The sequence below is a fragment of the Nocardia albiluteola genome (assembly GCF_018860155.1).
Classification (GTDB): domain Bacteria; phylum Actinomycetota; class Actinomycetes; order Mycobacteriales; family Mycobacteriaceae; genus Nocardia; species Nocardia albiluteola.
Genome location: NZ_JAHKNI010000002.1, coordinates 599,707 through 624,430 on the forward strand (window position 1 = coordinate 599,707; position 24,724 = coordinate 624,430).

General features: G+C 68.2%; 25 protein-coding genes. 14 read left to right on the top strand and 11 right to left on the bottom strand.

All coding sequences use genetic code 11. The features are described from left to right. Nucleotides 1-146 precede the first annotated feature (146 nt). From KO481_RS08595 to KO481_RS08605, 3 genes are all read right to left on the bottom strand, one after another. Nucleotides 147-341: a hypothetical protein gene (locus tag KO481_RS08595; RefSeq protein ID WP_215916443.1), complete on the bottom strand. Its 195-nt coding sequence runs from the start codon at nt 339-341 to the stop codon at nt 147-149. Next, complete coding sequence (locus tag KO481_RS08600) at nt 334-1,890, bottom strand: PspC domain-containing protein (RefSeq protein WP_215916444.1); 1,557 nt, start codon at nt 1,888-1,890, stop codon at nt 334-336. The genes KO481_RS08595 and KO481_RS08600 overlap by 8 nt, the downstream gene beginning before the upstream one ends. A 66-nt stretch (nt 1,891-1,956) precedes the next feature. After that, nucleotides 1,957-2,529 (bottom strand): TetR/AcrR family transcriptional regulator, encoded by a 573-nt coding sequence (locus tag KO481_RS08605; protein ID WP_215916445.1) that lies wholly within the window; start codon nt 2,527-2,529, stop codon nt 1,957-1,959. Between the two features lie 115 nt (nt 2,530-2,644). Between KO481_RS08605 and KO481_RS08610 the strand changes: the two genes are divergently transcribed. The 4 genes from KO481_RS08610 to KO481_RS08625 all read left to right on the top strand — a co-directional run bounded on the left by KO481_RS08610 (nt 2,645) and on the right by KO481_RS08625 (nt 5,791). Continuing rightward, the gene (locus KO481_RS08610) at nt 2,645-3,532 is read left to right on the top strand and encodes an SDR family oxidoreductase (RefSeq protein WP_215916446.1); all 888 of its coding nucleotides are present in this window, start codon (nt 2,645-2,647) and stop codon (nt 3,530-3,532) included. Between the two features lie 109 nt (nt 3,533-3,641). Next, a complete protein-coding gene (locus KO481_RS08615) occupies nt 3,642-5,063 on the top strand; it encodes a PspC domain-containing protein (protein WP_372451978.1) in 1,422 nt (473 codons plus the stop codon). A gap of 78 nt (nt 5,064-5,141) precedes the next feature. Further along, nucleotides 5,142-5,528, top strand: coding sequence for a type II toxin-antitoxin system Phd/YefM family antitoxin (locus KO481_RS08620; RefSeq protein ID WP_215916447.1), 387 nt, complete (start codon nt 5,142-5,144; stop codon nt 5,526-5,528). Continuing rightward, nucleotides 5,525-5,791, top strand: a complete 267-nt coding sequence (locus KO481_RS08625; RefSeq protein WP_215916448.1) for a type II toxin-antitoxin system RelE family toxin — start codon at nt 5,525-5,527, stop codon at nt 5,789-5,791. The genes KO481_RS08620 and KO481_RS08625 overlap by 4 nt, the downstream gene beginning before the upstream one ends. A 73-nt stretch (nt 5,792-5,864) precedes the next feature. On the opposite strand, the gene KO481_RS08630 is transcribed toward KO481_RS08625, so the two are convergent. The 3 genes from KO481_RS08630 to KO481_RS08640 all read right to left on the bottom strand — a co-directional run bounded on the left by KO481_RS08630 (nt 5,865) and on the right by KO481_RS08640 (nt 8,765). Next, complete coding sequence (locus KO481_RS08630; protein ID WP_308166435.1) at nt 5,865-6,983, bottom strand: serine hydrolase domain-containing protein; 1,119 nt, start codon at nt 6,981-6,983, stop codon at nt 5,865-5,867. A 69-nt stretch (nt 6,984-7,052) separates the two neighbouring features. After that, the gene (locus tag KO481_RS08635; protein WP_308166436.1) at nt 7,053-7,925 is read right to left on the bottom strand and encodes a helix-turn-helix domain-containing protein; all 873 of its coding nucleotides are present in this window, start codon (nt 7,923-7,925) and stop codon (nt 7,053-7,055) included. A gap of 147 nt (nt 7,926-8,072) precedes the next feature. Further along, complete coding sequence (locus tag KO481_RS08640) at nt 8,073-8,765, bottom strand: hypothetical protein (protein ID WP_215916449.1); 693 nt, start codon at nt 8,763-8,765, stop codon at nt 8,073-8,075. A gap of 285 nt (nt 8,766-9,050) precedes the next feature. Here KO481_RS08640 and KO481_RS08645 point away from each other — a divergent pair, with 285 nt between their 5' ends. After that, nucleotides 9,051-9,767, top strand: a complete 717-nt coding sequence (locus KO481_RS08645; RefSeq protein WP_215916700.1) for a response regulator — start codon at nt 9,051-9,053, stop codon at nt 9,765-9,767. A 111-nt stretch (nt 9,768-9,878) separates the two neighbouring features. Further along, nucleotides 9,879-10,610, top strand: a complete 732-nt coding sequence (locus KO481_RS08650) for a hypothetical protein (protein WP_215916450.1) — start codon at nt 9,879-9,881, stop codon at nt 10,608-10,610. A 201-nt stretch (nt 10,611-10,811) separates the two neighbouring features. On the opposite strand, the gene KO481_RS08655 is transcribed toward KO481_RS08650, so the two are convergent. Further along, nucleotides 10,812-11,942: a serine/threonine-protein kinase gene (locus tag KO481_RS08655; RefSeq protein WP_215916451.1), complete on the bottom strand. Its 1,131-nt coding sequence runs from the start codon at nt 11,940-11,942 to the stop codon at nt 10,812-10,814. Nucleotides 11,943-12,025: 83 nt separating this feature from the next. Next, a complete protein-coding gene (locus tag KO481_RS08660) occupies nt 12,026-12,655 on the bottom strand; it encodes a TetR/AcrR family transcriptional regulator (protein ID WP_215916452.1) in 630 nt (209 codons plus the stop codon). Nucleotides 12,656-12,798: 143 nt separating this feature from the next. Here KO481_RS08660 and KO481_RS08665 point away from each other — a divergent pair, with 143 nt between their 5' ends. Further along, complete coding sequence (locus tag KO481_RS08665) at nt 12,799-13,443, top strand: SRPBCC family protein (RefSeq protein ID WP_215916453.1); 645 nt, start codon at nt 12,799-12,801, stop codon at nt 13,441-13,443. 57 nt (nt 13,444-13,500) lie between these two features. On the opposite strand, the gene KO481_RS08670 is transcribed toward KO481_RS08665, so the two are convergent. Further along, complete coding sequence (locus KO481_RS08670) at nt 13,501-14,229, bottom strand: VC0807 family protein (RefSeq protein ID WP_215916454.1); 729 nt, start codon at nt 14,227-14,229, stop codon at nt 13,501-13,503. Between the two features lie 242 nt (nt 14,230-14,471). On the opposite strand from KO481_RS08670, the gene KO481_RS08675 reads away from it, so the two are divergent. From KO481_RS08675 to KO481_RS08695, 5 genes are all read left to right on the top strand, one after another. Continuing rightward, entirely contained in the window at nt 14,472-15,455 is a 984-nt protein-coding gene (locus KO481_RS08675) for an alpha/beta hydrolase (protein ID WP_215916455.1), read from the top strand. A gap of 1 nt (nt 15,456) precedes the next feature. Further along, nucleotides 15,457-16,347: an SDR family NAD(P)-dependent oxidoreductase gene (locus tag KO481_RS08680; protein WP_215916456.1), complete on the top strand. Its 891-nt coding sequence runs from the start codon at nt 15,457-15,459 to the stop codon at nt 16,345-16,347. A gap of 1 nt (nt 16,348) precedes the next feature. Then, on the top strand, nt 16,349-17,269 hold the full coding sequence (locus tag KO481_RS08685; RefSeq protein WP_215916457.1) for a ferritin family protein: 921 nt from the start codon (nt 16,349-16,351) through the stop codon (nt 17,267-17,269). Nucleotides 17,270-17,345: 76 nt separating this feature from the next. Then, nucleotides 17,346-18,812: a flavin-containing monooxygenase gene (locus KO481_RS08690; protein WP_215916458.1), complete on the top strand. Its 1,467-nt coding sequence runs from the start codon at nt 17,346-17,348 to the stop codon at nt 18,810-18,812. Between the two features lie 49 nt (nt 18,813-18,861). Next, nucleotides 18,862-19,626: a MerR family transcriptional regulator gene (locus tag KO481_RS08695; protein WP_215916459.1), complete on the top strand. Its 765-nt coding sequence runs from the start codon at nt 18,862-18,864 to the stop codon at nt 19,624-19,626. Nucleotides 19,627-19,819: 193 nt separating this feature from the next. On the opposite strand, the gene KO481_RS08700 is transcribed toward KO481_RS08695, so the two are convergent. Further along, complete coding sequence (locus KO481_RS08700) at nt 19,820-20,857, bottom strand: alcohol dehydrogenase catalytic domain-containing protein (protein ID WP_245400679.1); 1,038 nt, start codon at nt 20,855-20,857, stop codon at nt 19,820-19,822. 337 nt (nt 20,858-21,194) lie between these two features. Then, on the bottom strand, nt 21,195-21,929 hold the full coding sequence (locus KO481_RS08705; protein ID WP_215916460.1) for a TetR/AcrR family transcriptional regulator: 735 nt from the start codon (nt 21,927-21,929) through the stop codon (nt 21,195-21,197). 121 nt (nt 21,930-22,050) lie between these two features. Between KO481_RS08705 and KO481_RS08710 the strand changes: the two genes are divergently transcribed. Both KO481_RS08710 and KO481_RS08715 read left to right on the top strand, forming a co-directional pair. Next, nucleotides 22,051-23,583, top strand: a complete 1,533-nt coding sequence (locus KO481_RS08710) for an MFS transporter (protein WP_215916461.1) — start codon at nt 22,051-22,053, stop codon at nt 23,581-23,583. Between the two features lie 47 nt (nt 23,584-23,630). Further along, complete coding sequence (locus tag KO481_RS08715; protein ID WP_215916462.1) at nt 23,631-24,542, top strand: NADP-dependent oxidoreductase; 912 nt, start codon at nt 23,631-23,633, stop codon at nt 24,540-24,542. Nucleotides 24,543-24,724: the final 182 nt, after the last annotated feature.

Here is a 24,724-nt window from a genome sequence, read left to right on the forward strand (position 1 = left end):
GAGTGGGAGTAGGACCAGGCTGAGTCCCATTTAGGAACCATCGAGTGGGAGTAGGACCAGGCTGAGCCCCGCGTGGGCACCGATAGTCCTACAGCACAGGGGCCCTGGATCCGATGCGGATCCAGGGCCCTTGCGTTTTTTGCGGCTCAGCGCTTGCGCCGCCGCGGCGAGATCACCATCACGATCCCGACGATGCCGACGGCCGCGAGCACTATCCAGCCCCCGGGGAAGTTGTTGTGCACCGGCCAAGCGCCCGGGCCGAGGATGGCCCACACACTCACCAGCAGCGCCAGTACTCCTGCCAGTAGCAGCGAGAACGACGGTCCGCGCTTCCTATCCACGGGTCACCTCCGCGTCTCCGGCGTGGACATCGACATCGAGGGTGAGCACCGGCCCGGTGGGTGGGCCGGACAGGCCCTGCGGGCAGGTGACATCGCCCATCCTGGCCCGGCATGTGGTGTCCAGGCGCATCGAATTCGGCACCAGGACATGGAAGTCGCCGGCGCGTACCTCCACCTTCACGGTGCGGTTCTCGGTCAGGCTCAGCGATCGCAGATCCAGCGTGCCGTCGCCGGCGTTCACCCGGTAGGACGGCTGCAGCTCGGCCACCGTGGCCGGGGTCCAGGTGTGGCCCCCCATCGCGCCGCGGTCGAAACGGACCGGGCCGATCAGCGAGGCCATGACCACGAATCCGGCCAGGGGCGCCAGCAGCGCCAGCAGTCCGTAGCCGCGGCGCAGGAACGCCCCGACGATCAGGCCGAGCCCGACCACCGCCAGCGCCACCGCGCCGATCCGGCCCGGGGTCATCCAGTCCACGCCGGCCGCGGCCAGCACTCCGGCGGCGGCCGCCGCCACGATGGCCAGGCCGATCACCACCGGGGTGAGCCGGGAGCGGGGGCGGCGCGGGGGCAGGGGCGGCAGCACCGGGGCGGGCGGTGTGTTGGGGTCGGGCAGATCCCAGGCCGTCGGGCTCACGCCGAGCGGATCCCAGCCCGAGGCGTCCGGCCGGATCTTCGAGGGGTCCGGGATGGTTCGGAAGGGGGTGGCCGACGAGGTGATCCGTTGTGCCGCATCGTTGTCGGTGGAACGTCCGGGCGACGGGGCGGCGCTCGAGGCGCCGGTGGCCACCGAATCCTGTTCTTCGACAGGGGCATCCATCGGGGCATCGTCCGGCAGTACGGCCGTGTCGTGCGACAGCACCGCGGTGTCACCTGCGCCCGGGTGCGTCTGCTGCGCGATCACCTCGGTCGGCTGCGGCGGAATATCGCTTGCCGCAGCGTCTTTCGGATGATCCGGTTCGTAGTGGTCGGGCAGCCTGGTGTACGGGCCGTAGGTGGTCCCACCCCACGGGGAACCACCCGGGAACATCGCGCCCGGATATCCGGTCGCGGCGAAACCGGCGTCCGGTGTCAGTGCCTCGAAATCGTCGGCGGGCGGCTGCGGCTGCCGCAGATACAGCAGCCACCACCCGGCCAGCATCAGTGCGAAGCTGATCAGCCCGGCTCCGCCCAGGCCGGCCCCCACCGGCCCCACGGTGCTGACCGCGATCAGCAGCGCCACGATCAGCACCACCGTCTTGGTCGGCGACTGCGTGCTGTGTCCGCGGCCGACGAGTCCCTCGGCCGCGGACACCTGGTCCCGAGCCGCGGGCAACAGCAGCCAGCCCAGCAGATACAGCACGATGCCCGAGCCGCCGAAGAGCGTCGACACCACGAAGGCGACCCGCACCAGCACCGGATCGACCCCGTAGCGCCGGCCGAATCCGGCCGCCACGCCCGCGCCCGGCCCGTGATGCGGCAGTCGCACGGGGCGTGTCTGCCACAGATGTTGGAGCTGTCCGTTGAATCCCGCCCGGCCGGTGCTGCCGGCCCAGCCGCTCGCTCTGGTCATGGTGTCCATGGTGGTCGCGGGGGACCTCGGGCCACATCGGGGATGACCCTGATTGGACGCCTGAATTCAGCCCAGTTCGGCGATCGCCTCGCGCAAGCGCGACAGCGCCGTGCGCATCAGCTCCGCGAGATCCTGCTGGTCGTCCTCGCGCACCCAGTCGGCGAAGGCATCCCGGAATGCGAGCATGCCGACCTCTCCCGCGATGGCCGCGACGGGTTCGGGCACGCCACGCGCGCGCAGCGCCTCGGCCATCGAGGCCGCCAGCCCGACGTGTTTGAGCTGGTCGCGCTCCTGCAGTTCGGTGCTCGTCGCGATGATCGCCCGCAGGCGGGGGGCGAGCTCCCGATTGAACGGTGTCATGCTCGCGGCGGCGGCCTCGAGCCCGTGCTCGACGGCGGTCAGAGGCGAGGCCTGCGCGGGCGCCGCGGCGATGCCCTCGGTGAACAGCCTCGACAACGTCTCCTGACCCGCGGCCAGGATCTCGCGCTTGTCGGAGAAGTGCCGGAAGAATGTGCTCCGCGTCAGCTCCGCGCGATCGGCGATCTCCGCGACCGTCGTCTTGTCGTAGCTCTGCTCGGAGAACAGCTGCAACGCCGCCGTGACCAGGCGTTGGCGCGCGTCGGGCTTCCATCGGGGCATCGTTCGATTCTAGTGATGGGATGGATGTCGCAACACTTTGGCGCCGTGACGGGACAGATGTCGCATCACTCGGTAGGCTGATGGGACACTAGTCGCATCACAGTCAGGGGTCATCATGCGAATCTTCGTTACGGGTGCCACGGGCGGTATCGGTTCCGCGGTCGTTCCCGAGCTCATCGGCGCCGGGCACGAGGTGGTGGGCCTCGCCCGTTCCGATAGGTCGGCCGCCAAGCTGGCCGGCTTCGGCGCCGCCGCGATCCGGGGCGATCTGGACGACGCGGACGCGCTGCGGTCCGGCGCGCGGGACTCCGACGGGGTCATCCACCTCGCCTTCGGCAACGACTTCACCAACATCGAGGCGAACATGGCACAGGAGGCCCTCGCTGTCGAGGTCTTCACGCAGACGCTGCGCGACACCGGGAAGGCGCTGGTGATCGCGTCGGGGACGCCGGTCGCGCCGGGCCGGGTGGCAACCGAGGAGGACGAGATGCCGATGCAGGGCCCGCTCGCCGGGCGGGCTCGAAACGCCAAGACGGTGCTCGATTCGGGCAGGGACGGCATTCGCTCCGCTGTCGTTCGGCTGCCGCGGTCGGTTCATGGGCGCAACCCCGGTGACGGGTACGGCTTCGCCGGGGTGCTCATCCGGGCGGCCCGGGCCACCGGGGTGTCCGGCTACGTCGGGGACGGCAGCCAGCGCTGGCCCGCGGTGCACCGCCTGGACGCCGCGCGCCTGTTCCGGCTCGTCACCGAGCAGGCCACCCCGGGATCGGTCACACACGCCGTCGCCGACGAGGGCGACAGCATGCTCACCCTCGCCGAGACGATCGGAAGGGAGCTCGGCCTGCCGGTCGCGAGCGTGCCCGCCGAGAGCTTCGGATTCCTCGGGCAGGTGTTCTCCCTGGACCAGCCGTCCTCGAGCGTCCTGACTCGCAAGCAGTTCGGCTGGGAGCCAACCCATCCGAGCCTGCTGGAGGATCTGGCATCGGGCAACTATCCGGAGTGAGAGCTCGCCGCCACCTGGTTATCGCCCACCACCCTGAGCTGGGAATGGGGTGATTCCCCGATGGTCGGTGTCGGTGGCACGTGCCAGTATCGAAGGCATGTACCCGTCCATGCCTGCCTTCGATGCCCGCGGGGCCGGTCATCGTGGCGCGGCCGTCGCGCCCGAGGGCTCTGCGCCGTATCCGCGGATGCTGCGGCGTTCCGGCGGGCGGGTCGTGGGCGGGGTCGCGGGGGGTATCGCCGATCACCTCGGGGTCGACGTCCTGAAGGTGCGCATCGCATTCGTCCTCCTGTCGGCGCTGATGGGGGCGGGCATCGTCGCCTACGGAATGCTGTGGATCTTCACCCCGTCCGGTGGGGAGGGCCCGCCGCCCACGGCCGCCGAGCGGCGGCAGGCGGCGGGGCTGGTGCTGCTGGGAGTCACGCTCGCGGTCTCGATGGCATGGCTGTTCAACGGCACCGCGGCGCGTGTGGTGGGGCCGATCATCGTGGTCGCGGTGGGCGCGGCCCTGGTGTGGCACGAATTCGATTCCGAGGGGCCGCGTTCGCTGCTCGGGCTGCCCGTGCGGCCGTCGGTCCTCACCTGGACGCGCGTGCTGGCCGGGGCAACACTGATCGTGGTCGGGCTGGGCGTGGTGTTCCTGGGCCGGATCAATCTCAGTTCGATGGGTTCGGCGCTGCTCGCGGTCGGGGTCACGCTGATCGGCGTCGGTCTGCTCACGGTGCCGCTGTGGTTGCGGATGATGCGCGCGCTCAATGCCGAACGAGCCGCGCGCATACGCAACGACGAGCGCGAGGAGATCGCCTCGCACCTGCACGATTCGGTGCTGCAGACCCTCGCGCTGATCCAGCGTCAGGCGCACGACGCGCAGGAGGTGGTGCGCCTGGCCCGCAGCCAGGAGCGCGAATTGCGCAAGTGGCTGTTCTCCGACGCCATGCCCGCGGAGTCGAGTCTGGCCGCCGCGCTGCGCACCATCGCGGGCGAGGTGGAGGATCAGCACGGTGTGAAGGTTGCCCCCGTGACGGTGGGCGATGTGTCGATGGACCCGGGCGAGACCGGAATCGGCCTGCCCCGTGAGCATTTCACCGCACTGCTCGGCGCCACACGCGAGGCGCTGGTCAACGCCGCCAAGCACGCCGGGGTCCCCACCATCGACCTGTTCGCGGAGGTCGAGCCGCACCAGGTGAGCGTCTTCGTGCGCGACCGCGGCGCTGGTTTCGATCCCGCCGACGTCCCCGCCGACCGCCAGGGCCTGTCCAAATCCATCCACGCCCGCATCGAGCGGCGCGGCGGGACGGTGGTGGTCGATTCCACCCCCGGCCGTGGGACCGAGGTTCGGATCACCATGCCCCGCAAGGATTCCGAGGGGGTGGATGCGCCAGGTAGCCAGGATGTCGTGGGCGGGCGGCTCGCGGACGACGATGCGGAGTGTGATGCCGCATCGCCCGAGCCGGACGCAGGGTCCAGTCCGGTTGGCGACCGGGACATGCCGGAGGACGTCGGCCGGAGGCGCGCATTTCCGCATCGATGACGGAGCCGACCAGGGACGTCGATCAGCGGTGCGCACACAGCTCAGCCAAGGCGGGGTGAACACGCTAGAATTCTGTACATGACGACGATTCCTGTGGTCGAGGCCCGACAGCAGTTCTCCGCGCTGGTCGACGACGCGGTGAAGACCCACAATCGGGTACATGTCACTCGCAACGGCAAGCCTGCGGTGGTGCTGCTGTCGAGCGAGGACTACGAGTCACTGATGGAGACCATCGACGTGCTGTCGGATCGTGCACTGGTCCGCGACATCATCGAGTCCACAGCGGACGAGGCCGCCGGACGTTATTTCACCGGCGAGGAGATGACCGAGATCATGGCCGCGCGGGCGACGGGGATCGACCTCGGTGACCATGTCGACGTCATAGCGGACATGCACGCCGCCGGCGTTCCGGACGCCGTCTGCATGACGGCTTTGCGCGCCATGATCGCTGCTGCCACAGCATGACGTATCGAATCGTCCTGCGACCAGCTGCCCAAAGGGCGCTGTCTCGGATGCCGGAGAAGATCGCCGCGGCCTGCTGGGAATTCATTTCTGGACCGCTGGCTGAAAACCCCCACCGGGTCGGCAAGCCGCTCAACGAACCCCTCGCACCGCAGTACTCCGCCCGCCGCGGTGAATACCGCGTGCTCTATCTGATCGACGACGGTGAAGTCATCGTCGCGGTCACGGCAGTCTCGCACCGGGCCGATGCTTACCGAAGCGGCTGAGCGAGATCGAGACGCAGGACACTTCACGCCCAGTCCAGCAGACCCCGGCGGCATACGGCCTACCGCCAGCCGATCAACCGCACAGTCCCAGGCGGACAAGGGCTTGCAGGGCGGCGTCGATGGGGTGGGGTTGAGGGCTTCCGTTGGCGTCGAGTCGATTCCAGCGCTGCAGGTTTACCGCGAGAGACAGTTGGCGGCTCCCGTCGGCGCTGCTCATGGAGATCGCGCCGCCGCCCCAGACCGAGCCGTCGTGGCCCCAGAAGGTGCCGTGACCGGGGATGTCCATGCGATGCAGCCCGAGGCCGTAGTCGAGCGTCTTGCCTTCGAAGGAGATGACGGGTCCGGTGCGTTGCATCTGCTCCAGCGACGATCGGCTGACGATTTCTCCCGCCAGCAGCAGGCGGTAGAAGCGGTTGAGGTCCGCCACAGACGAGATCAGCGCGGCCGCCGGGCCGACGAACGACATGTCGTAGACGCTGTAATCGCGCGGCGGATCGATCATGCCCAGCCACGCTTCGTAGTGGAGTGAGTGCGGCCCCTCGATATGCGGTCCGGCCGGGAGTTCGGTGTCTCGCAGTCCGGCGCGCTCGATGACATTGCGGGTGATGCACTGCTCGGCCGGGGTTCCGGTGACCAGCTCCAGAAGTTGGCACAGGAGTAGATAGTTCGTGTTCGAGTACACCCCCGGCGCGCCGCCCGGGCGTGCGACGGCGGGCGCCGCGACGCCCATCGCGATGAGCTCGACCCGGTCGAAACGCGTAAATCGGTTGTCGTCCAGGCTCTTCGGCGTAGTCTTCGCCACGGCGGGGAAGGCCGCCAGCGACGAATAGGCATGCGGGAGATATTCGGCGAGGCCGCTGGTGTGGCCGATCAGCATCCGGACGGTGATCGCCGCGCCGCGCTCGCCCGGAACCAGTTGCGGCAGATAGTGACCGATGGGTGCGTCGAGTTCGACCTCGCCGCTCTCGACCAGTTTCAGCACCGCGGCGGCGGTGAACGTCTTGGTGATGCTGCCGACGCGGTGGCGCATATCGGGGGTGACGGGACGGCCGGTGGCGAGATCGGCGACTCCGGCCGCGCCGCGCCAGAGCTGGTCACCGTCGCGCACCTCGGCGAATATTCCGGGCATGCCCGCGCGGTGGACGGTGTCCAGGGCTTGCTGCAACTCGGCGGGATCCAGGGAGGTGGTCACGAAACGTGTCCTCTCGTAGTCGAATCGGTGTAGCGCTCGGGTGCGCCGTCGCGCCCGAGGCGGACACCACTATCGACCGGCAGGCCCCTCCCGATATTGGAAAAAAGTTCCCCATGCCCGGTAGCGGTGACGGGCGATAGTGGGCAGGTAGTGCGTCGTCAGCGCCCGCGGCGTGCGGTCGGCGAAGATCGACACATCCCGGATCAGATGCGCCTGATCGGTGTATCCGCAGGAGGCGGCCACGTCGGCGGCGGGCCGTCCCGCCAGCAGGCCGTCGACCGCGTGCCGAAACCGGACCAGCATCGCCGCTCGCTTGGGCGGCAGCCCGATCTGCGCCTCGAACCTCGACAACAGCCGTTTGCGGCTCCAGCCGAATGAGTCGGCGAGCTCACCGATCCGCACCTGGCCGTGGGTGGTGAGTATGCGATTCCAGCCGGCGAGCACCTCGGGATCCGGCGCTCGCGTCGGCCGGTCACACTGTGCCAGAAATGATTTCGTCAGCGCGAAACGCTCGTCCCAGGTGTCGGCGCCCGCGAGTCGTTCACGCAGCAGCCGAGCGCGCGCTCCCCACAGGTCCTGCAGGTCGACGATGCCACGCCCCAGATCCGTTGGGGGAACGCCCAATAACGAATACGCCTGGATCGGCGTCAACCGCACCTCGACACACTCGGCCCGCTCGCTCCGAATCCGCATGGCCTCGATGGGAAGTCCCGCGACGAACCCGCCGACCGCGCGCCGCCCCTCGGCATCGTCGATGACAACATCGCTGTCCCCGAACTGAATCAGCACGGTAACCTGCGGCGTCCCGGCAACCCGCAGATCCAGGCCGGCACCGCCGGCATCCCGATACCCGATGATCGCGGTGCCTGTCGTCCCGGCATCCGCGTGTCTCGCGAAGTCCCACTCGGCACCGGGCTCGCGACCGGGATCCTCGACTCTCACCCTTTCCACGCTACGGCCGACGCGGCAGCGGAGCTCCCGTGCATCTCGATGGCGACCTGTCCCTGGGCCTGATGCTCGAACCCGTTGTCGCTGTGCAGCACCGGCCGACGCGGCATCGGGGGTATCGGGCGGTTGCGGTGCACCCGGCTACTCGGAAATGTGGGTTGCATCGTCGAACGACACCGAGGTTCGGTCTTGCCGGATCGTGACGGTGGCGCAGAGGGTGCTTCGGTCCAGACCCCAGCCCGCGGGATGGCAGGCGCTCCACTTGTTTCGCTTCTCGTCGTATACGAACGGCCAGTTGTGCGCTTGCAGGTGCTGAACCATCAGATCGGCTACCTCCGTCGCCGGTGCCCCGCGGGTGCTGCCGATCTCGAACGATCGAGAGCAGACGGTCGAATCGTTGTCGGAGTCGTCGTAGTCGCGGCACCGGGTCTGGCTGCCGGTCGGTGTCAGTCCCGCGGGCAGTGGCGGCAGGATGCCGGCGGATGGGATCGAGGCCCGCTGTCCGTGCGTGATCAGGGCGATAGCCACCATGCCGCCCAGGCTCAGGACGCAGTACACGGCACCGAGGATCGTGCCGGCGATGGTGATCGCGGTGACGCGCCCGCCCGTCCACCCATCGACGTACAACCCCGAGACGAAGACAACCACGTCCGCCACGATGAGTATCGCCATGACGGTGGTCTTCTGCGCGGGCAGTAGCCGGTCGTTGGCGACGGCGAACTCGCCCGCTGCCACGGCCACCAGAATCACCCCACCCCCCAGCACAATTCGAGGACTGCGTGCCGCCAGTAACCAGCACAGCAGCGGTACGAGAAAGATCAGCTGCACGGGCATGCTGTCAGCCTATGGCTCGCCGAAACACTTTCGTCGAAGCGGGATCACGCAAGGCCGAGAAAGCGGCCGGTCCGGACACCTCCGGCGGATGGGGTCGAGTGCCCGATCGGCGGCGGTGAGATCGTCGTCGCCGGCGCTGCGGTCTCGCGCCGGGCCGACGCCTGATGGGCGCTGTCGGCGAAGCCGTCCGAAACCGCGCACGGCCGGAGCGAATGCGGAGGTACGCCTACCGAAGCGGCCGAACGGGGCTGTCGAGATGGATGCCGGGATGTGGTGCCGGTGGTGATGCTGTGCTCGGTAGCGTGGCATTCATCCGAGGTGAGGAGAACTGTGGCTATCCGGGTGTTTCTGGTCGATGACCATGCGGTGTTCCGGTCCGGGGTGCGGGCCGAGCTGAGCCGTGAGAACGACATGGAGGTGGTGGGGGAGGCCGGTGCGGTGGCCGAGGCCATCGCCGGTGTCGCGGCGACCCGGCCGGATGTGGTGCTGCTGGATGTGCACATGCCCGATGGTGGTGGGGTTGCGGTGCTGCAGGGGATCGAGAAGGGGGCGGGGAACGGACGGGGCGAGGGTGCGGGGCCGGTCTGCCTGGCGCTGAGCGTGTCCGACGCCGCCGAGGATGTGATCGCGGTGATCCGCGCGGGCGCGCGGGGCTATGTCACCAAGACCATTTCCGGACCCGAACTGGCCGACGGTATTCGTCGCGTCGCGGGCGGCGACGCGGTGTTCAGCCCGCGCCTGGCCGGATTCGTGCTGGACTCGTTCACCGGCCGGTCCCCGGCGCCCGAGCCGCCCCTGGATCCGGAACTGGATTCGCTGACCCCGCGCGAGCTGGAGGTGTTGCGCCTGCTCGCGCGCGGTTACACCTATCGCGAGATCGCCGAGTCCCTGTTCATCTCGGTCAAGACTGTCGAGACTCACGCCTCCAACGTGCTGCGCAAGACTCAGCAGTCCAATCGGAATGCGTTGACACGCTGGGCACACCGCCGCCGGATCGACTGACTCGGCTGGAGCGAACGGCGAACGGCGATCAGCGGGCCGCGGTTCGGCCCGATAGGATCACTGGTCACTACACAAAATTGTCGTCATTGTTCGTTCCAGGGGGGAGATCCCATGCAACAAATCGAATTCCGGCTTTCGCCCGCGCAGCGCGCGGCGAACGCCGGCTTCAGTCTCGTCGTGTTCGCCATCATCGGATTGCTGCGTTTGGTTACCCAGGGTCTTGCACTCGGGGTCGCCTTCTTCGTGCTCGGTATCGTGGTGTCGGCGCTGAACTTCGGGCTCGGTGCGCTGTGGTCGCTGACGCTCACTCCGGAGGGGGTGACGATCAAGCGATACGGCACCACGGTCATTGGGTGGGGTGAGCTCCAGTCCGTCGTCGAGCGGAACTGGCTCGGCACCAAGCAGGTGAAATTCATTCGACGCCAGGGCGGTGCGAAGATTTCGCTCGCACCCATGACGCACTGGCTGGTCAAGGATCCGGAGTTCGAGCAGAAGCTGGCGACGATTCGGCAGTGGCATGTGCAGTTCGGCGGCGGGGCCGGCGCTCCGCAGCAGCCTTACGGTCAGCAGCCCTACGGCCAGCAGGGGTACCCGGCGCAGCAGCCCTACGCTCAGCAGCAGCCGTATGGCCAGCAGCAGGCCTACGCCCAGCAGCCGCAGCAGAATTACGGCCAGCAGCCGCCGCAGAATTACGGCCAGCAGCCCTACCCGGCGCCGAATCCCGCTGCAGCACAGCAGCCTTATGGGCAGCCTCCGCAGCAGGGGTATCCCAATGGCGCACAGCAGATTCCGAATCAACAGCAGTATCCGAGCGCCCCACAGCAAGGCCAGCCGCGCTGGTAGTGGTTGCCGCTACGGCGGGACGACTGTCGCTGTATCGATTCAGCACGTGCCTATTCGCGATTCACAGGCGTCCTGCTCGCGATTCGGCGCATGCCTCACTCGTGAGTCGGCACATGCCTTGCTCGCGATTCCATGTACGCCCGCTCGTGAGTCGGCATGCTGGATCGTGTTGTAGCGAGCCTGGATTCGCGGATCCCGCCCCTACATCACGGCGACGAGAATCACGATGAGGATGAGCAGTCCGATCAGCAGCCCCACCGCGATCGCGAGCGGCGCGGCATTCGGGCCCATGGAGTCCAGGCGCAGGCCCACTGTGCGTTGCGGCGCAGGGGCGCTCGGGGCGTTGGCGCGGGGGGCGCGGGGCAGCGGAACCGAGTGCGGGCTGCGGAGTCCGGCGGCGGAGTTGCGCGTGGCCCAGGCCGGGATGGTGCCGTCGTCGGTGCGGACCGGGGCGCCGAGAATGTAGGGCCCGGTGCCGGGACCGAATACGGCGGTGAGGATTTCGTTGCGGGCCTCGGCCATCGTGGGGCGGCGCTGCGGCGCGGGTTCCATCATGTGCAGCAGCGCCTCGGTGAGCGCGCCGCTGCGGGCGGGCGGGGTGATCTGCGCCATCGCGGCGCGCTGCACGATGACGTCGTTGTCCTCGTCGAAGCCGTACGGCGGCCTTCCCTCGACCGCGGTGTATAGCGTTGCACCAAGGGAATACACGTCGCTGGCGGTGGTCGGCTGGGCGCCGCGCGCCACCTCCGGAGGCATATAGGCCGGGGTGCCCGTGATGACGTCCTCCGGCTCGTCGGACAGCTCCCCGGCGCCGCGCGAGATGCCGAAATCGCTGAGTTTCACCGTGCCGACCTCCGCGCCGCGGTCGGCGACCAGGATATTGCCCGGCTTGATATCGCGGTGCACGATGCCCGCGGCATGCGCGGCGGCCAGCGCATCGGCGACCTGCGCGCCGATCTGTGCCACCTCGATCGGCGGCAGCGCATCGGCCAGGGCCAGCGCCTTGGCGACGCTGCGCGAGGGCAGGTACTCCATGACCAGCCACGGCTCGCCGGCCTCGAGGACCACGTCGTAGACGGCGATGGCGTGCTCGTGCGACAGCTTGGCCGCGACCCGGCCCTCGTGCACGATCTGGTCGCGGACCGCCTTGGCCACCTCTTCGCTCAGGCCCGCGGTGGTCAGCACCTGTTTGATGGCGACGTCGCGGTTCAGCAGCCGGTCGCGGGCCAGCCACACCGCACCCATTCCGCCACCGCCGAGCTTGGACTGCAGACGGTAGCGGCCGGCGACCAGATAGTCGGGGCCGACGATGGGGCGCGCGCGTTCGGTCACGGGCGCGAGAATAGCCGAAAACGATGCTGCCTGGCCTGCTTCGGAATCTCGAGATTCGTAAGTACGACTCGAACGGGTCCGAGTCAAGTGGCCGAGAGCCGTTCCACTTCCTCGGCGAAGAGTAGCGCCGGGTCGAACCCCATGCCGGCGAAATGGCCCGCGAGTTCCAGGGATAGCACGCCGTGTACGCGGGTCCAGAAGGTCAGGGCCCGATGCAGAGCCGCGGCCGTCTCCGGTTCCCGGTCGGTGCGCTCGGCGAGATGGGTGTCGAAAAGGGTTGCGGGCCTTGGTGGAACGCTGCTCCACGCCGCGAGCAGCACGGTCATGATCTCGTCCGAGACTGCCGTCGTGTCCTCGGGCGCACGGTATCCGGGGACCGGCGTGCCGTAGATCAGGAAGTATCGCTGCGGATCCTGCAGCGCCCAGTCCCGCACGGTGTGGGCGAGCTGGGCCACGTCGGCGCCGTCGTCGGAGGCGGCCCGGACCGCGTCGGCGAGGCTGCGGTACGCATCGCCGATGAGTTCGGTGATCAGCTCGTCGCGGCCGGCGTAGTACCGGTAGAGGGCTGGGCCGCTCATGCCCACCTGTTTGGCGATCGCGTTGAGCGACAACGCGGACGCGCCCGACTCGGCGATCTGCTCCCAGGCGTGCTGCTTGATCTCCGCGCGCATCTGCTCGCGATACCGTTCGCGCGGACTCCGCACGTCCGTCATGGCCACTCCTCGACTCCTCGGATAGTTAGAGGTTATCACTTTTTCTATTGACTCTAACGACAGAAGAGTTATAGCCTCTAACTCAAGCAAGAGATGCTAACGATCCGGCTCTCGGATCGGCCTCGAAAATCAGGAGTAGAGCCATGACCGACACCCGCTCGTCCCGCGCCCCGAAACAGGCCTCCCGCGGTGGTCGCAGGGCACTGCTCGGCATCGCGCTGACCGCCGGAATCCTCGGCGCCACAACGGCGCCCGCGCTCGCCGACGGCCCGGTGACCGATCCGGCGCCGCTGTCCTGCGAGGGGCAGACCATCGATCTCACCGCCCCGATCCACTACCGGACCGAGGCGCTGATCAAGGCGCCGCTGGAGAAGATCTGGAACATTCAGACCGATGTGGCGCACTGGCCCGCCTGGCAGAAGCCGGTCACGAGCATGCGCCGCCTGGATTCGGGGCCGCTGCGGCCGGGCTCGCAGTTCCGCTGGACCACCCCGGCTCCCGCCACCGCCACGACCCCCGCGACCACCCTGAGCATCACCTCGACCGTCCGGCAGATTCGTGAGCATCAGTGCATTCGCTGGACCGGTCCGGCGATCGGTGACGGAATGCGCATCGACGGCGGCACCCACGTCTGGACCTTCACCCCGGTCCACGACGGCGTCCTGGTGCGGACCCAGGAGAACTGGCGAGGAGCGCAGGTCGAGTCCGACGTCCCGACCTCCACCCGATTTCTCGGCGCCGGCCTCGAGGCCTGGCTGACCGATCTGCGGAACGCCGCTGAGCATTGAGTCGGAGGCCTCATCGCGCTGGGCGGCCACGTAATCCGTTGCCGCCCAGTCGGATCGCTAGACCTCCGCCGCGTCGGCGCGGGCGGCGCGGGCGCGGGCACGGCGGACGACCGCCAGAGTGACGGCGATCAGCACGCCGAAGGTGGTCACCATCATGACGTTGGACAACCACACCATGGTCGGGATGGACAGGTGGTAGACGAGCACCACCCGCAGCGCCGCCTCGGCACACAGTCCCGCGCCCCAGACGACGCTCAGGGTGGCGAGTGTGCGCCGCATCCGCGGGTTGGTGCGGTACCGCTCCCGGAATGCGGCCGCGGCCTCGGCGGACATGCCGCGCTGTGCGCTCACGTAGATCAGGGGCCGGCCGATCGCGGTACTGAGCAGGAAGGCCGCTCCGATCAGGGCGGTGGTGAAGGAGTCCTTGGCGACCACGAAGCGGGCATCGCCGGAGGTGAAGGTCAGCACGAGCCCGAGCGCGAAGCTGGCCAGGATCACCGCCGCGAACGGATCGAGCTGACGCTTGCGCACGATCTCGGCGACCAGGAACACCCCCGACAGCACCGTCCCGGCGCCGAGGGCGACCAGATTGCTCGCACCCGCGGCGTGCAGCCCGTAGTAGGCGGCCATCGGTACCCCGACATCGCGGAGCAACTGGCGGGCCAGGGCCTTGCGGTCCACTCCGGGTGCGGCGGTGCTCGCCTGTGGCACCTGGGTGGGCGCCTCGGCTCGGCTCGGCTCGGATTGTGTTGTACCCAGGCCGTTCTGCGCGTCTGCGAATGCCATGGTGTGTCCCTCTCGATCTGATGGTCGCCCGGGGTGCTCGCCGAAACCGCAGTTCCGGCACCGGCTTCCATCTTTCGCGCCCGACCCGCTCGCCCACATCAGCCGAGCGGTCGAGAAGGGTGGAGTAGCTCGCTCCACCCTCGTCCACCCGACTCGGTATTCACCGTGACTAGGTGTTGACCAATGTGCCATTGACAACTGGCACATTGGTTGCGATGCTGAGCCTCATGAGGACAGGGTCAATGGCGACCCACTCGCCGTCGGCGATCCCCACCCGGGCGACGCCGCGGACGCGACTCGCGGCCGCGGCGTCGGTGGTGGGGTTGCGCCAGGTCAATGGGTGGTTGCCGAACAATCGGATCGGAATCGAGGCTGGGCGGGGACTCATTGCCGCGGTCATGGCGCTCGGCGGGCCGGTCCCGCCGGGGACCGCGGTCGAGCCGGTCCGATCGGGCGGCGTGCGCGGCGAATGGGTCCGGGCGGCCGGGGTGCGGCACGGGAATCAGGCCGTCTACTACCTCCACGGCAGCGGATATGTGGTGTGCTCGGCGCGCACGCATCGGGGACTGGCCGCACGCATCTCGAAGGCGACCGGGCTGCCGGTATTCGTGCTGGACTACCGGCTCGCGCCCGAGCATCCGTTTCCGGCGGCCGCGCAGGACACCGCGGCGGGATACCGCTGGCTGCTCGAACATGGTTACCGCGCCGGGGATCTGGTGATCGGCGGGGATTCGGCCGGCGGCCACCTCGCGCTGGATCTGCTGCTGCAGAACGCGATTGCCGGGATCGAACAGCCCGCGGGGACGTTCATGTTCTCGCCGTTGATCGATACCACGCTGACCCTCGCGCGGCGGCGCGATCGGGTGCTGCCGGACCCCATGGCCCCGGCGGCGGTGGGGCGACGGCTCATCGAGCTGTATACCGCCACCGCGCCGGCGGATTCGCCGCGGCTGCGGCTCACGATTCCGCCCGGCGCGCCCCTGCCGCCGCTGTTCGTGCAGGCCAGCGCGGGGGAGATGCTGGCCGATGACGCCCGCCACCTGCGGGACATGGCCGTGGCGGCGGGGGTGCCGTGCGAGCTGGAGCTGTGGCCCGGGCGGATCCATGTCTTCCAGGCGCTGCCGTTGCTGGTTCCCGAGGCCACGCCCGCTCTGCGACGGGTCGCGGCATTTGCGGCTTCGGTACTGGCGCAGGTCGATTCGAATTCCGGAAAGCAGGTGGGCTGATATGTGGCCGATCGATGAGCTCGTGTTCGCACTCGGCGGCAAGCGCCGCACGCACGACGCGAAGGCCGTGGTAACCGGTGCGGGCAGCGGGATCGGGCGGGCCTTCGCCCTCGAAATCGCCGCGCGCGGTGGCGAAGTGGTGTGTGCGGACATCGACAAGGACCGTGCGGATGAGACCGTGCGGCTGATCGAGCGCACCCACGGCCGGACCGCGCACGCGGTGTTCTGCGACGTCTCCCGTCGTGAGGACGTGGAGAGCCTGGCCGAGCGCGCGGCGCTGCTGTTCGGTGGCGCGCCGACCCTCGTGATCAACAATGCCGGTGTCGGCATCGGCGGAAAACCGGTGGGCGACATCGGGTTCGGCGACTGGGAATGGGCGCTGGGCATCAACCTGTGGGGTGTGGTGTACGGGTGCGAGATCTTCGCGCCGCAGCTGCGGGCGGCCGGGTGCGGCGGGATCATCAATGTGGCCTCGGCCGCGGGCTTCGCGGCCGCGCCCGGCATGGCCGCCTACAACGTGTCCAAGGCCGCGGTGGTGTCGCTGTCGGAGACCATGGCGGCCGAGCTCGCGGGCAGCGGGGTGCGGGTCACCGCACTGTGCCCGACGTTCGTGCGGACCAATGTCGTCGCCGACGGCCGGATCACCTCCGGCCCCTCGCGTGTGGCGGACGAGCTCATGCGCTGGACGGGATTCTCACCCGACCGGGTCGCCCGCACCGCCCTGGACGCGCACGACCGCGGCACGCTGTATGTGCTGCCCCAGCTGGACGCCCGCGTGATCTGGCATCTCAAGCGGCACTTCCCGGCCCTCTACACCCAGGCCCTGGGTGTCCTGAATCACGCCCTGCCGCAGCAGGATTCGACTACCACCACCCCGAGGACGGGAGTCTGACATGTCCTTCGACTTCGACACCATGCTGTCCAAGATCAAGTCCCGGCAGTGGGCGCTGGCCGACATCGACTGGGACGCACCGGGAGCCGAGCTCGTCGACCCGGCGCTACACGCCAAGCTGAAGCCGTTCATGGCCGATCTGATGTGGATCGAGAACGTCGGTGCGCGCGGCTTCGCGGCAATGGCCAGGAAGGCCCCGACGCCGGTGCTGGCCGAGATCTATCGCTACTTCCACGCCGAGGAGCAGCGGCACGCCAATGCCGAACTGGCCCTGATGCGCCGGTGGGGCATGCTCGAGGGTGACGAGATCCCCGAGCCCAATATCAATGTCAAGCTGGTCATCGACTTCCTGGACAAGTATTCCGACGGCATGTCGCTGTCGTTCCTGGGCACCGTCATCCCCATGCTCGAGGTGGCCCTGGACGGTGCGCTGATCAAGTTCATCACCGACGAGATCGCCGACCCGGTAGCGCAGGAGGTCTTCAAGAAGATCAACAACGACGAATCCCGGCACCTGGCCACCGATTACGCGGTCATGGAGCTGCTGGGCAACGCGAGCGCGCGCAAGCTGGCCATCGATCTGGTCGGCGGCTGGATCAAGCCCTCGCTGCTCATCGGACTGCTCAGTTATATTCCGCTGCTGAACAAGATGCGCGACAACATCGTCGAGATGGGGGTGAGCGAGGAGAAGCTCTATGCCGCCATGGCCCGGTTCAAGCAGGTCGGCGAGCGCGCCCCGGTCGTCAACCGGCTGCCCATGTACCGGTTCGTCAAGATGCACTCCGACTGGGTCGTCAACCGCGAGCACCCGTATCACCTGTTCGCGGACGCGATGGTCAAGGTGACCGGGGTGATCCCGGACCGCCTGCTGCCCGGACAGCCGACCTGGTCCAAGGAACTCACCTACGAGCCGGTCGCATGAGCGAGCTTGCGAGCGAATCATCAGCACAGGGCGGCGTCGCGCGCACGACGGAGCCGAGCGTCAGCGAGGCGCAGTCGTGAGTGCGGCGAGCAAGCCACTGAACGTGGCGATCATCGGGGCCGGATTCGCGGGGATCGGCGCGGCCATTCGGTTGCGGCAGAAGGGCATCGGCGACTTCGCCGTCTTCGAGCGCGGCGACCGGGTGGGCGGGACCTGGCGGGACAACACCTATCCCGGTGCGGCCTGCGACATTCCGTCGCGGCTGTACTCCTACAGTTTCGCCCCGAATCCCGACTGGTCCCGAACCTATTCCGGCAGTGCGGAAATCCTCGGGTACATCGACTCCATGGTGACGGAATTCGGTATCGCGCCGCATATCCGGTTCGGCCACAACGTGACCGGGGTGGTGTTCGACGAGGACACCGGGCTGTGGACGCTCTCGTTTACCGACGGGCGGCGGAAAGTGCGGGCACGCACCGTAATTCTCGCCTCCGGTCCGCTCTCGAATGCCGGATGGCCGGACATCCCGGGCATCGACGCCTACGAGGGCCACAAGATCCACAGCGCCCGATGGGATCACGACTACGACTTCACCGGCAAGAAGGTGGCCGTGGTCGGCACCGGCGCCAGCGCCGTGCAGATCATTCCCGAACTGGTGAAACAGGCCGCCGCGGTGAAGGTCTTCCAGCGCACGCCCGGCTGGGTGCTGCCCCGGGTGAACCGGCGCACCAACGGCCTGACCAAGCAGGTGTACCGGCAGCTGCCGCTCACCCAGGCGCTGGCGCGCGAGGCCTGGTTCTGGGGGCACGAGTCGGTGGCGTTGGGCGTGGTGTGGAATACGCCGCTGACCCGCGTCGTCGAATCGGTGGCGCTCCTGCATCTGCGGTCCCAGGTGCACGATCCGTGGCTGCGCCGCCAGCTCACCCCCGACTTCCGGGCCGGATGCAAGCGGCTGCTGATGAGCAGCGATTACTACCCGGCGCTGCAGCGCAACAACTGCAAGCTCATCACCTGGCCCATCGCGGAGATCTCGCCGCACGGCATCCGCACCGCCGAGGGCATCGAGCACCGGGCCGACTGCATCGTCTTCGCCACCGGGTTCGAAGTGTCCAAGCAGGGCGCGCCGATTCCGGTGACCGGCCGCGACGGTCGGGTACTGGGAGACGAATGGAGCAGGGGCGCTTACGCATTCAAGAGCGTGACGGTGTCGGGGTACCCGAATCTGTTCCTCACCTTCGGGCCGAACTCGGGGCCGGGGCACAATTCGGCGCTGGTCTATATGGAGGCGCAGATCGAGTACATCACCGACGCCATCGGGATCGTGCTCGAGCGCGGCCTGCGCACCCTGGAGGCCCGGCAGGACCGGCAGGACCGCTACAACCGCCGCCTGCAGCACCGGTTGACCGCCACCACCTGGAACTCCGGTTGCCGCAGTTGGTATCTCACCGAGGACGGCTTCAACGCCACCATGTACCCCGGTTTCGGGACCCAGTACGCGCGTCAGCTGGCCAGGGTGGATCTGGCGGACTTCCACCTGAGCTAAGGTCGTGGGCGGACTGGGGTGGCCGGCGGACGGGATGGGAGCGACACGGATGGCGGAGTACCGCATCGACGATCTCGCCCAGGCCGCCGGCACCACCGCCCGCAATGTGCGGGCCTACCAGGAGAAGGGGCTGCTGCCCACGCCCACCCGTCGTAGCGGGCGGGCGCTGCTGTACGACGACACCCACCTGGCCCGGCTGCGCATCATCGACTCGCTGCTGCAGCGCGGGTTCACCATCGCGCACATCGCCGACTTCATCACCAGCTGGGAGACCGGCAAGGATCTCACCGAGATCCTCGGGCTGCAGAGCGCGGTCACCGCGACCTGGGGCAGCGCCGAAGAGCCGGTGGAGGTGCCGCGGGAGCTGGTGGACACCTTCTTCGGTGAGGCCGGCGCGCCCGGGATCGACCAGGACCAACTGGCCCGCCTGGAGCAGCTCGGGCTGGTGCGCCTGCACGGCGACACCGTTGAGCTGACCCGGCCCCACGTGCTCGAGATCTTCGCCGGCCTCAGCGCCTACGGCCTGGGCCTGTCGGACCTCATCGACCTGCACGCCGCGCTGTTCGAGCGGCTCGAGGACATCGCCCGCCTGATGGTGGTGACGGCCAAGGACCACATCGTCGCCCAGCACGGCCCCGGCTGGCTCCCCGAATCCAACGCCGAGATCGCCGAAACCACCGGCATGCTCAACCACTTCCGCGAGCTCGGCACCCGCTCGGTGCGCGACGCCCTCGATCAGGCCCTGGACAAGGTGCTGCAGGCCGAGCTCGGCGCCTACCTGGAGACGGCGGCGCGTCAGCGCGCGGGGGAGTGATCGCACGGCGGACCGATCACCGCCGTGCCGTCCGGATCGACACGGAGGAATATCGCGCACTGGCTGCACCCGGAACGAGTGCGCGCTCATGCCGAATTCAGTGAATCGGTCACGTGCGCCACACGCATTCCGTCACGAGCGGCGCACATGCCAAAACGAGGCGATTCCGACGTGCGTTGCCGGTCTTCGGGTCTCAGTAGGTGATGACGGCGCGGAAGCGTACGGCGCCGGTGGCTACGCGTTCGTAGGCGTCGGCGGCTCTTGCCAGTGGGAAGGTTTCGATCATCGGTGTCACCTTGCCGGTGGCGACGAAGTCGAGGGCCTGGGTGAGGTATTCGAAGCCGCCGTGAGTCGCCCCGATGATCTGGTTGCGATTGACCACGAAATTGATGCCGGTCTCCGGCCCGGGAATGACGAAGTCGGTGTCGTGGGGCAGGCCGATCAGCACCATCCGGCCCTCCGGGCGCAACCCGTGCAGGCTGTCCATCGCCGCGCGGTTGGAGTTGCCGGTCATGAGGATGATGTCGGCGCCGCCCATCGCCGCGAGTTCGCGGCCGTCCGAAACCACCTCGTCCGCACCCAGTTTCAGCGCGAGCGCGCGTTTGTCCGGTGAGTGCGTGATCGCGATCGTCTCAAATCCGGCCGCCTTCGCGTACTGCACCGCCATGTGCCCGAGCCCGCCGATCCCCACCACTGCAACGCGCTCGTGCGGCCGCGGATTGCCCGCGCACAGTGCACTCCAGGTGGTGTACCCCGCACACGCCACCGGGGCGGCCAGCTCGAAGGACAGGCCTTCCGGCAACAACACCGTCGCCGCCTCCGGTGCGGCGAGGTACTCCGCATGCCCACCCTGCACGCTGAATCCACTGGTTTTGGGTGCGGCGCAACTCAATCCGGCCACCCCGCTCACCGGCTTGTTGCGTCGGCAATACTCACACCGGCCGCAGGTCTGCAGGATCCAGGTCGTCGCAACCCGATCACCGACTACCCGCGAGTGCACCCCCGCACCCACTGCGACGACCTCGCCGACCGTCTCATGCCCGACCACCCCGGGCACACCCACCGGAATCACACCGGTGGTCGACCAGATGTCGGTGTAGCAGATACCACTGGCCCGCACCTGGATCAGCACCTCGCCAGGACCCGGCTCCGGCCTCGGCAACTCCCGCACTTCCCACATGGCATCGATCGCCGGGACGTAGGCGGCCAGCATTGCCGCAGTTGATTCCATCACGGTCATGGACACTATCCGGCGCCGCTGATATCAGGCTGTCAGCACCTCCCAGTGGGGGCTCAGCCCGCTCGAGAATCAGCCCTCACTAGGGAGGCACCTCGAGACCCGCAGGTTCAAACCCTCCACCGTCGCTCGCCGCACCGCCGTGCTCACTGGGTTCGACCGCACCTGTGTCATCGACGCTGCTGAGCGAGCGACAGCGATGACCTTCGCCAGGGGGCGATCGCGGAAACGGTGTCGCAGGTAAGTGCCCCCGGCGGGGTCGGCCGACGGTGTCGATGATCAACCGGCGCACCGGGCTCCTCACTTCGAGGCGGCCGCAGAATCGACGTCTCTATGAAGGGGCGGATTGTGGCTCGGTAGCAGGTATCACCGTGTCGAGTATTCGTTCGAGGGTGAGGTCGAACAGGTCGTCGTCGGACCACGCTCTGTCGAGGAAGCTGGACGCGCTGAGTGTGGGATAGAGCCCGCGCAGGCCGGTGATGTGGTCCCGTGCCTTGGCGAGGACGGCCGAATCGTTCAGCTTGCGCCAGGTGGCATCGGCCATCGCCGTGCCGATGACGAAATCGGCCAGCAGGCGGGCGGCGGAGGCGAGGTCGATACCGGATAGACCGGCACGGGTCAGCGTCGCGTGCAGGAATTCGGTGCGCGCCAGCACATTCGGGCCCAGCAGAGGCCGCCCCATCAGGCTGGGCGACCAGGGGTGCGCGAGCATCGCGGCGCGCCAGCCGGGCAGCAGTACGCGCAGCGCGGAGCGGGGGTCGAGGCGGGGCTCGGGGATCGGGACTTCGCCGATGACATGGTCGACCGCAAGGTCGAGCAAGTCCTCCTTGGTCGAGACGTGCCAGTAGAGCGCCGTCGAGGACACGTCGAGACGCTGGGCGAGGCGCCGCATGGTCAGTTGTTCCGCCCCGAGCGCGTCGAGCTCGTCGACGGCCGTGGCGACGATCCGCTCCCGGGTGAGCGGGGTAGCACGGCGTGCGGGACGTTCCTCGGCGTGACGAAGCCACAGCACGCTGTCGGCCTCCGGCACCGCGCCCTCGCCTGCTCGGGGTTCTTCTGTGGTCACGGTCATCCAGCCTACTCACGGTAAGGCTATTTATCTCTGGTAAGTTGAACTTATCAATGATAAGTTAACTTTCCGACGGTAAATAAGTGCTGATCACTCAGCTGACGAATCGCAGGTTGAAATGAGCTTTGACGTGTATGAAGCCGGTCGGCAGGCTGCCTTCGGCAGGTTCCGCGGCCGAGGCGCGGGGGGTAGCCGACCCCGGACTGCGAATCGATGGATCGCCCTCGTCGTACTGAGCTTCGCCCAGCTGATGGTCGTTCTCGACTCCACGATCGTGAATATCGCACTGCCCAGTGCCCAGCACGACCTGGGGTTTTCTACCGACGATCGGCAGTGGATCGTGACCGGGTACGCGCTCGCGTTCGGCAGTCTGTTGCTCCTTGGCGGGCGGCTTGCGGACTTCTACGGACGCCGGAGACTGTTCATCATCGGGCTGGCCGGCTTCGCGATCGCCTCGGCCGTCGGCGGCGCCGCGAACGGGTTCGAGATGTTGCTGCTCGCCCGAATCGTCCAGGGTGCGTTCGGTGCGATGCTCGCACCGGCGGCACTGTCGATGTTGTCGGTGACATTTGCAGACGATCCGAACGAGCGCGGTCGCGCGTTCGGGATCTTTGGTGCGATCTCCGGCGCCGGCGGTGCGCTGGGACTGTTGCTGGGCGGCATCCTCACCCAGGACCTGTCGTGGCGGTGGTGCCTGTACGTCAATCTGATCATCGCCGTTGCCGCGCTCGTCGGCGCGTTCGGATTCCTCGCCGCCGGCGGCCGGCCCGAACGCACCCGGCTCGACGTCTCGGGGACGGTCACCGCGGTACTCGGCCTGGTCGGCATCGCCTACGGGCTCGGCGATGCGGCATCGAAGGGCTGGAATGACTTTCGGACGCTGGGGCCGGTGGTCGCCGGTGTGCTGCTCGTGATCGTCTTCGTGCTGATCGAGCGCCGCGTCAGTCGGCCGTTGCTCCCGCTGTCGGTGCTGCTGGACCGAGTCCGCGGCGCGGCCTACCTATCGATCGGGATCTCGGGAATCGGCGGCTTCGCGGTGTTCCTGTTCCTCACCTACTACCTGCAGGACACCCTGAAGTTCACCCCCATCCAGGCCGGTGCGGCCTTCCTGCCGATGGTCGGATCGGTGATGGTGGGTGCGATCGTCTCGGGGGCGGTGCTCATGCCGCGTACCGGACCGCGCCCGATCATGGCCGCCGGCGGCCTGCTCGCCGCGATCGGAATGGCGATGCTCACCGGGATCGGTGTGGGATCCAGCTACGCCGGGGGCGTGCTGCCGGCCCTGCTCGCTATCGGATCGGGGCTGGGATTGATCTTCGGGCCGGGCCAGAACGCGGCGACCAGCGGAGTGCGGCCGCACGAGTCCGGTGTGGCGTCGGCCATGGTGAACATCGCCCAGCAGATCGGCGGGTCCATCGGGCTGGCCGTGTTCAGCTCGCTGAGCGCGACGGCCACCACGAACTACCTCGACCGGCACGCCGCGACGGCGACGCGCCCCGCCACGATCGCCGAGGCAACTCTCACCAGCTACCACTTCGTCTTCTGGCTCGCGGCGGCGCTGTTCCTGGCCGGCGCCGTACTGGCCGCCCTCCTGTTGCGCCGTGGCCCCTTGGCGGCCGACACCGAAACAGCAACCGTCGCAGTGCATTGAGAACCCGGGAGAACATCTCGCGGTTTCCGTCGAAAGTGAGGATCGCAATGAAAGCAGCACAATTCAGCCGGTTCGGAGGTCCCGAGGTTCTCGAGATCGTGGAACTTCCCGATCCACATCCGGGTCCCGGTCAGGTCCGAGTCATCGTGCACGCGGCCGGAATCAACGCCACGGAGTGGAAGCTGCGCAAGGGGGTGCTGAGCTTCGGCGCGCAGCTTCCTCAAACCACCGGGCGCGACGTCGCGGGGGTGGTCGACGAGATCGGCGAGGGCGTCACCGACGTCGCCGTGGGCGATCGCGTCTTCGGCGTGTCCGACGACGGCGCCGGTGCGGCCGAGTTGGCGCTGCTGACCTACCGAGCGATCATCCCGCCGTCACTCGGGTTCGTCGACGCCGCCGGCCTACCCTGCGCGCTCGAAACGGCGACGCGCAGCCTCGATCAGCTCCACATCACCACCGCCAGAACGCTTTTCATCAACGGTGCCACCGGCGGGATCGGCAGCACCGCCGTCCAGCTCGCCGTCGCTCGCGGCGCCCGCGTGATCGGCGCCGCGAGCGCCGCCAACCAGCATTACCTGAGCCTGCTGGGCGCAGAGCCCGTGACATACGGCGAAGGCATGTCCGAGCGGGTTCGCGCACTTGCCCCCGATGGCGTCGATGCCGCACTCGATGTCGCCGGAAGCGGCGTTCTACCCGAGCTCATCGACCTGGCCGGCGGCGCACAGCATGTGCTGACCCTCGCCGACTTCGAAGGCGCAGCAGAGCACGGCGTGCATTTCAGCAACGGATTCGCCGACGGCCCTGCTTACCACGCGCTGGCCGAGATCGGTCAGCTGATCGCCGCCGGGCGATTCTGGCTCCCCGTCGACCGGACCTTCCCACTCGCCGAGATCGCCGAAGCACACCGCGCCGGCGAGCGCGGCCACCTCCGCGGCAGACTCGTACTGATCACCAAGTGAAGATCGCACTACCGATGTGGACGAGCGGGCGAACGGTCCGCTCGTTCCGTGCGTTCGAAAGACAGCTGGCGCGTGTGAGACAAGCCGGTGACCGTGTCGGCGTGTCGAGGAATCAGCGACGAGTGTGTGCGGTGATGATCAGCGGTTTGTGTCGATCCCTGCGGTGCCGAAGTCGTTGCAGC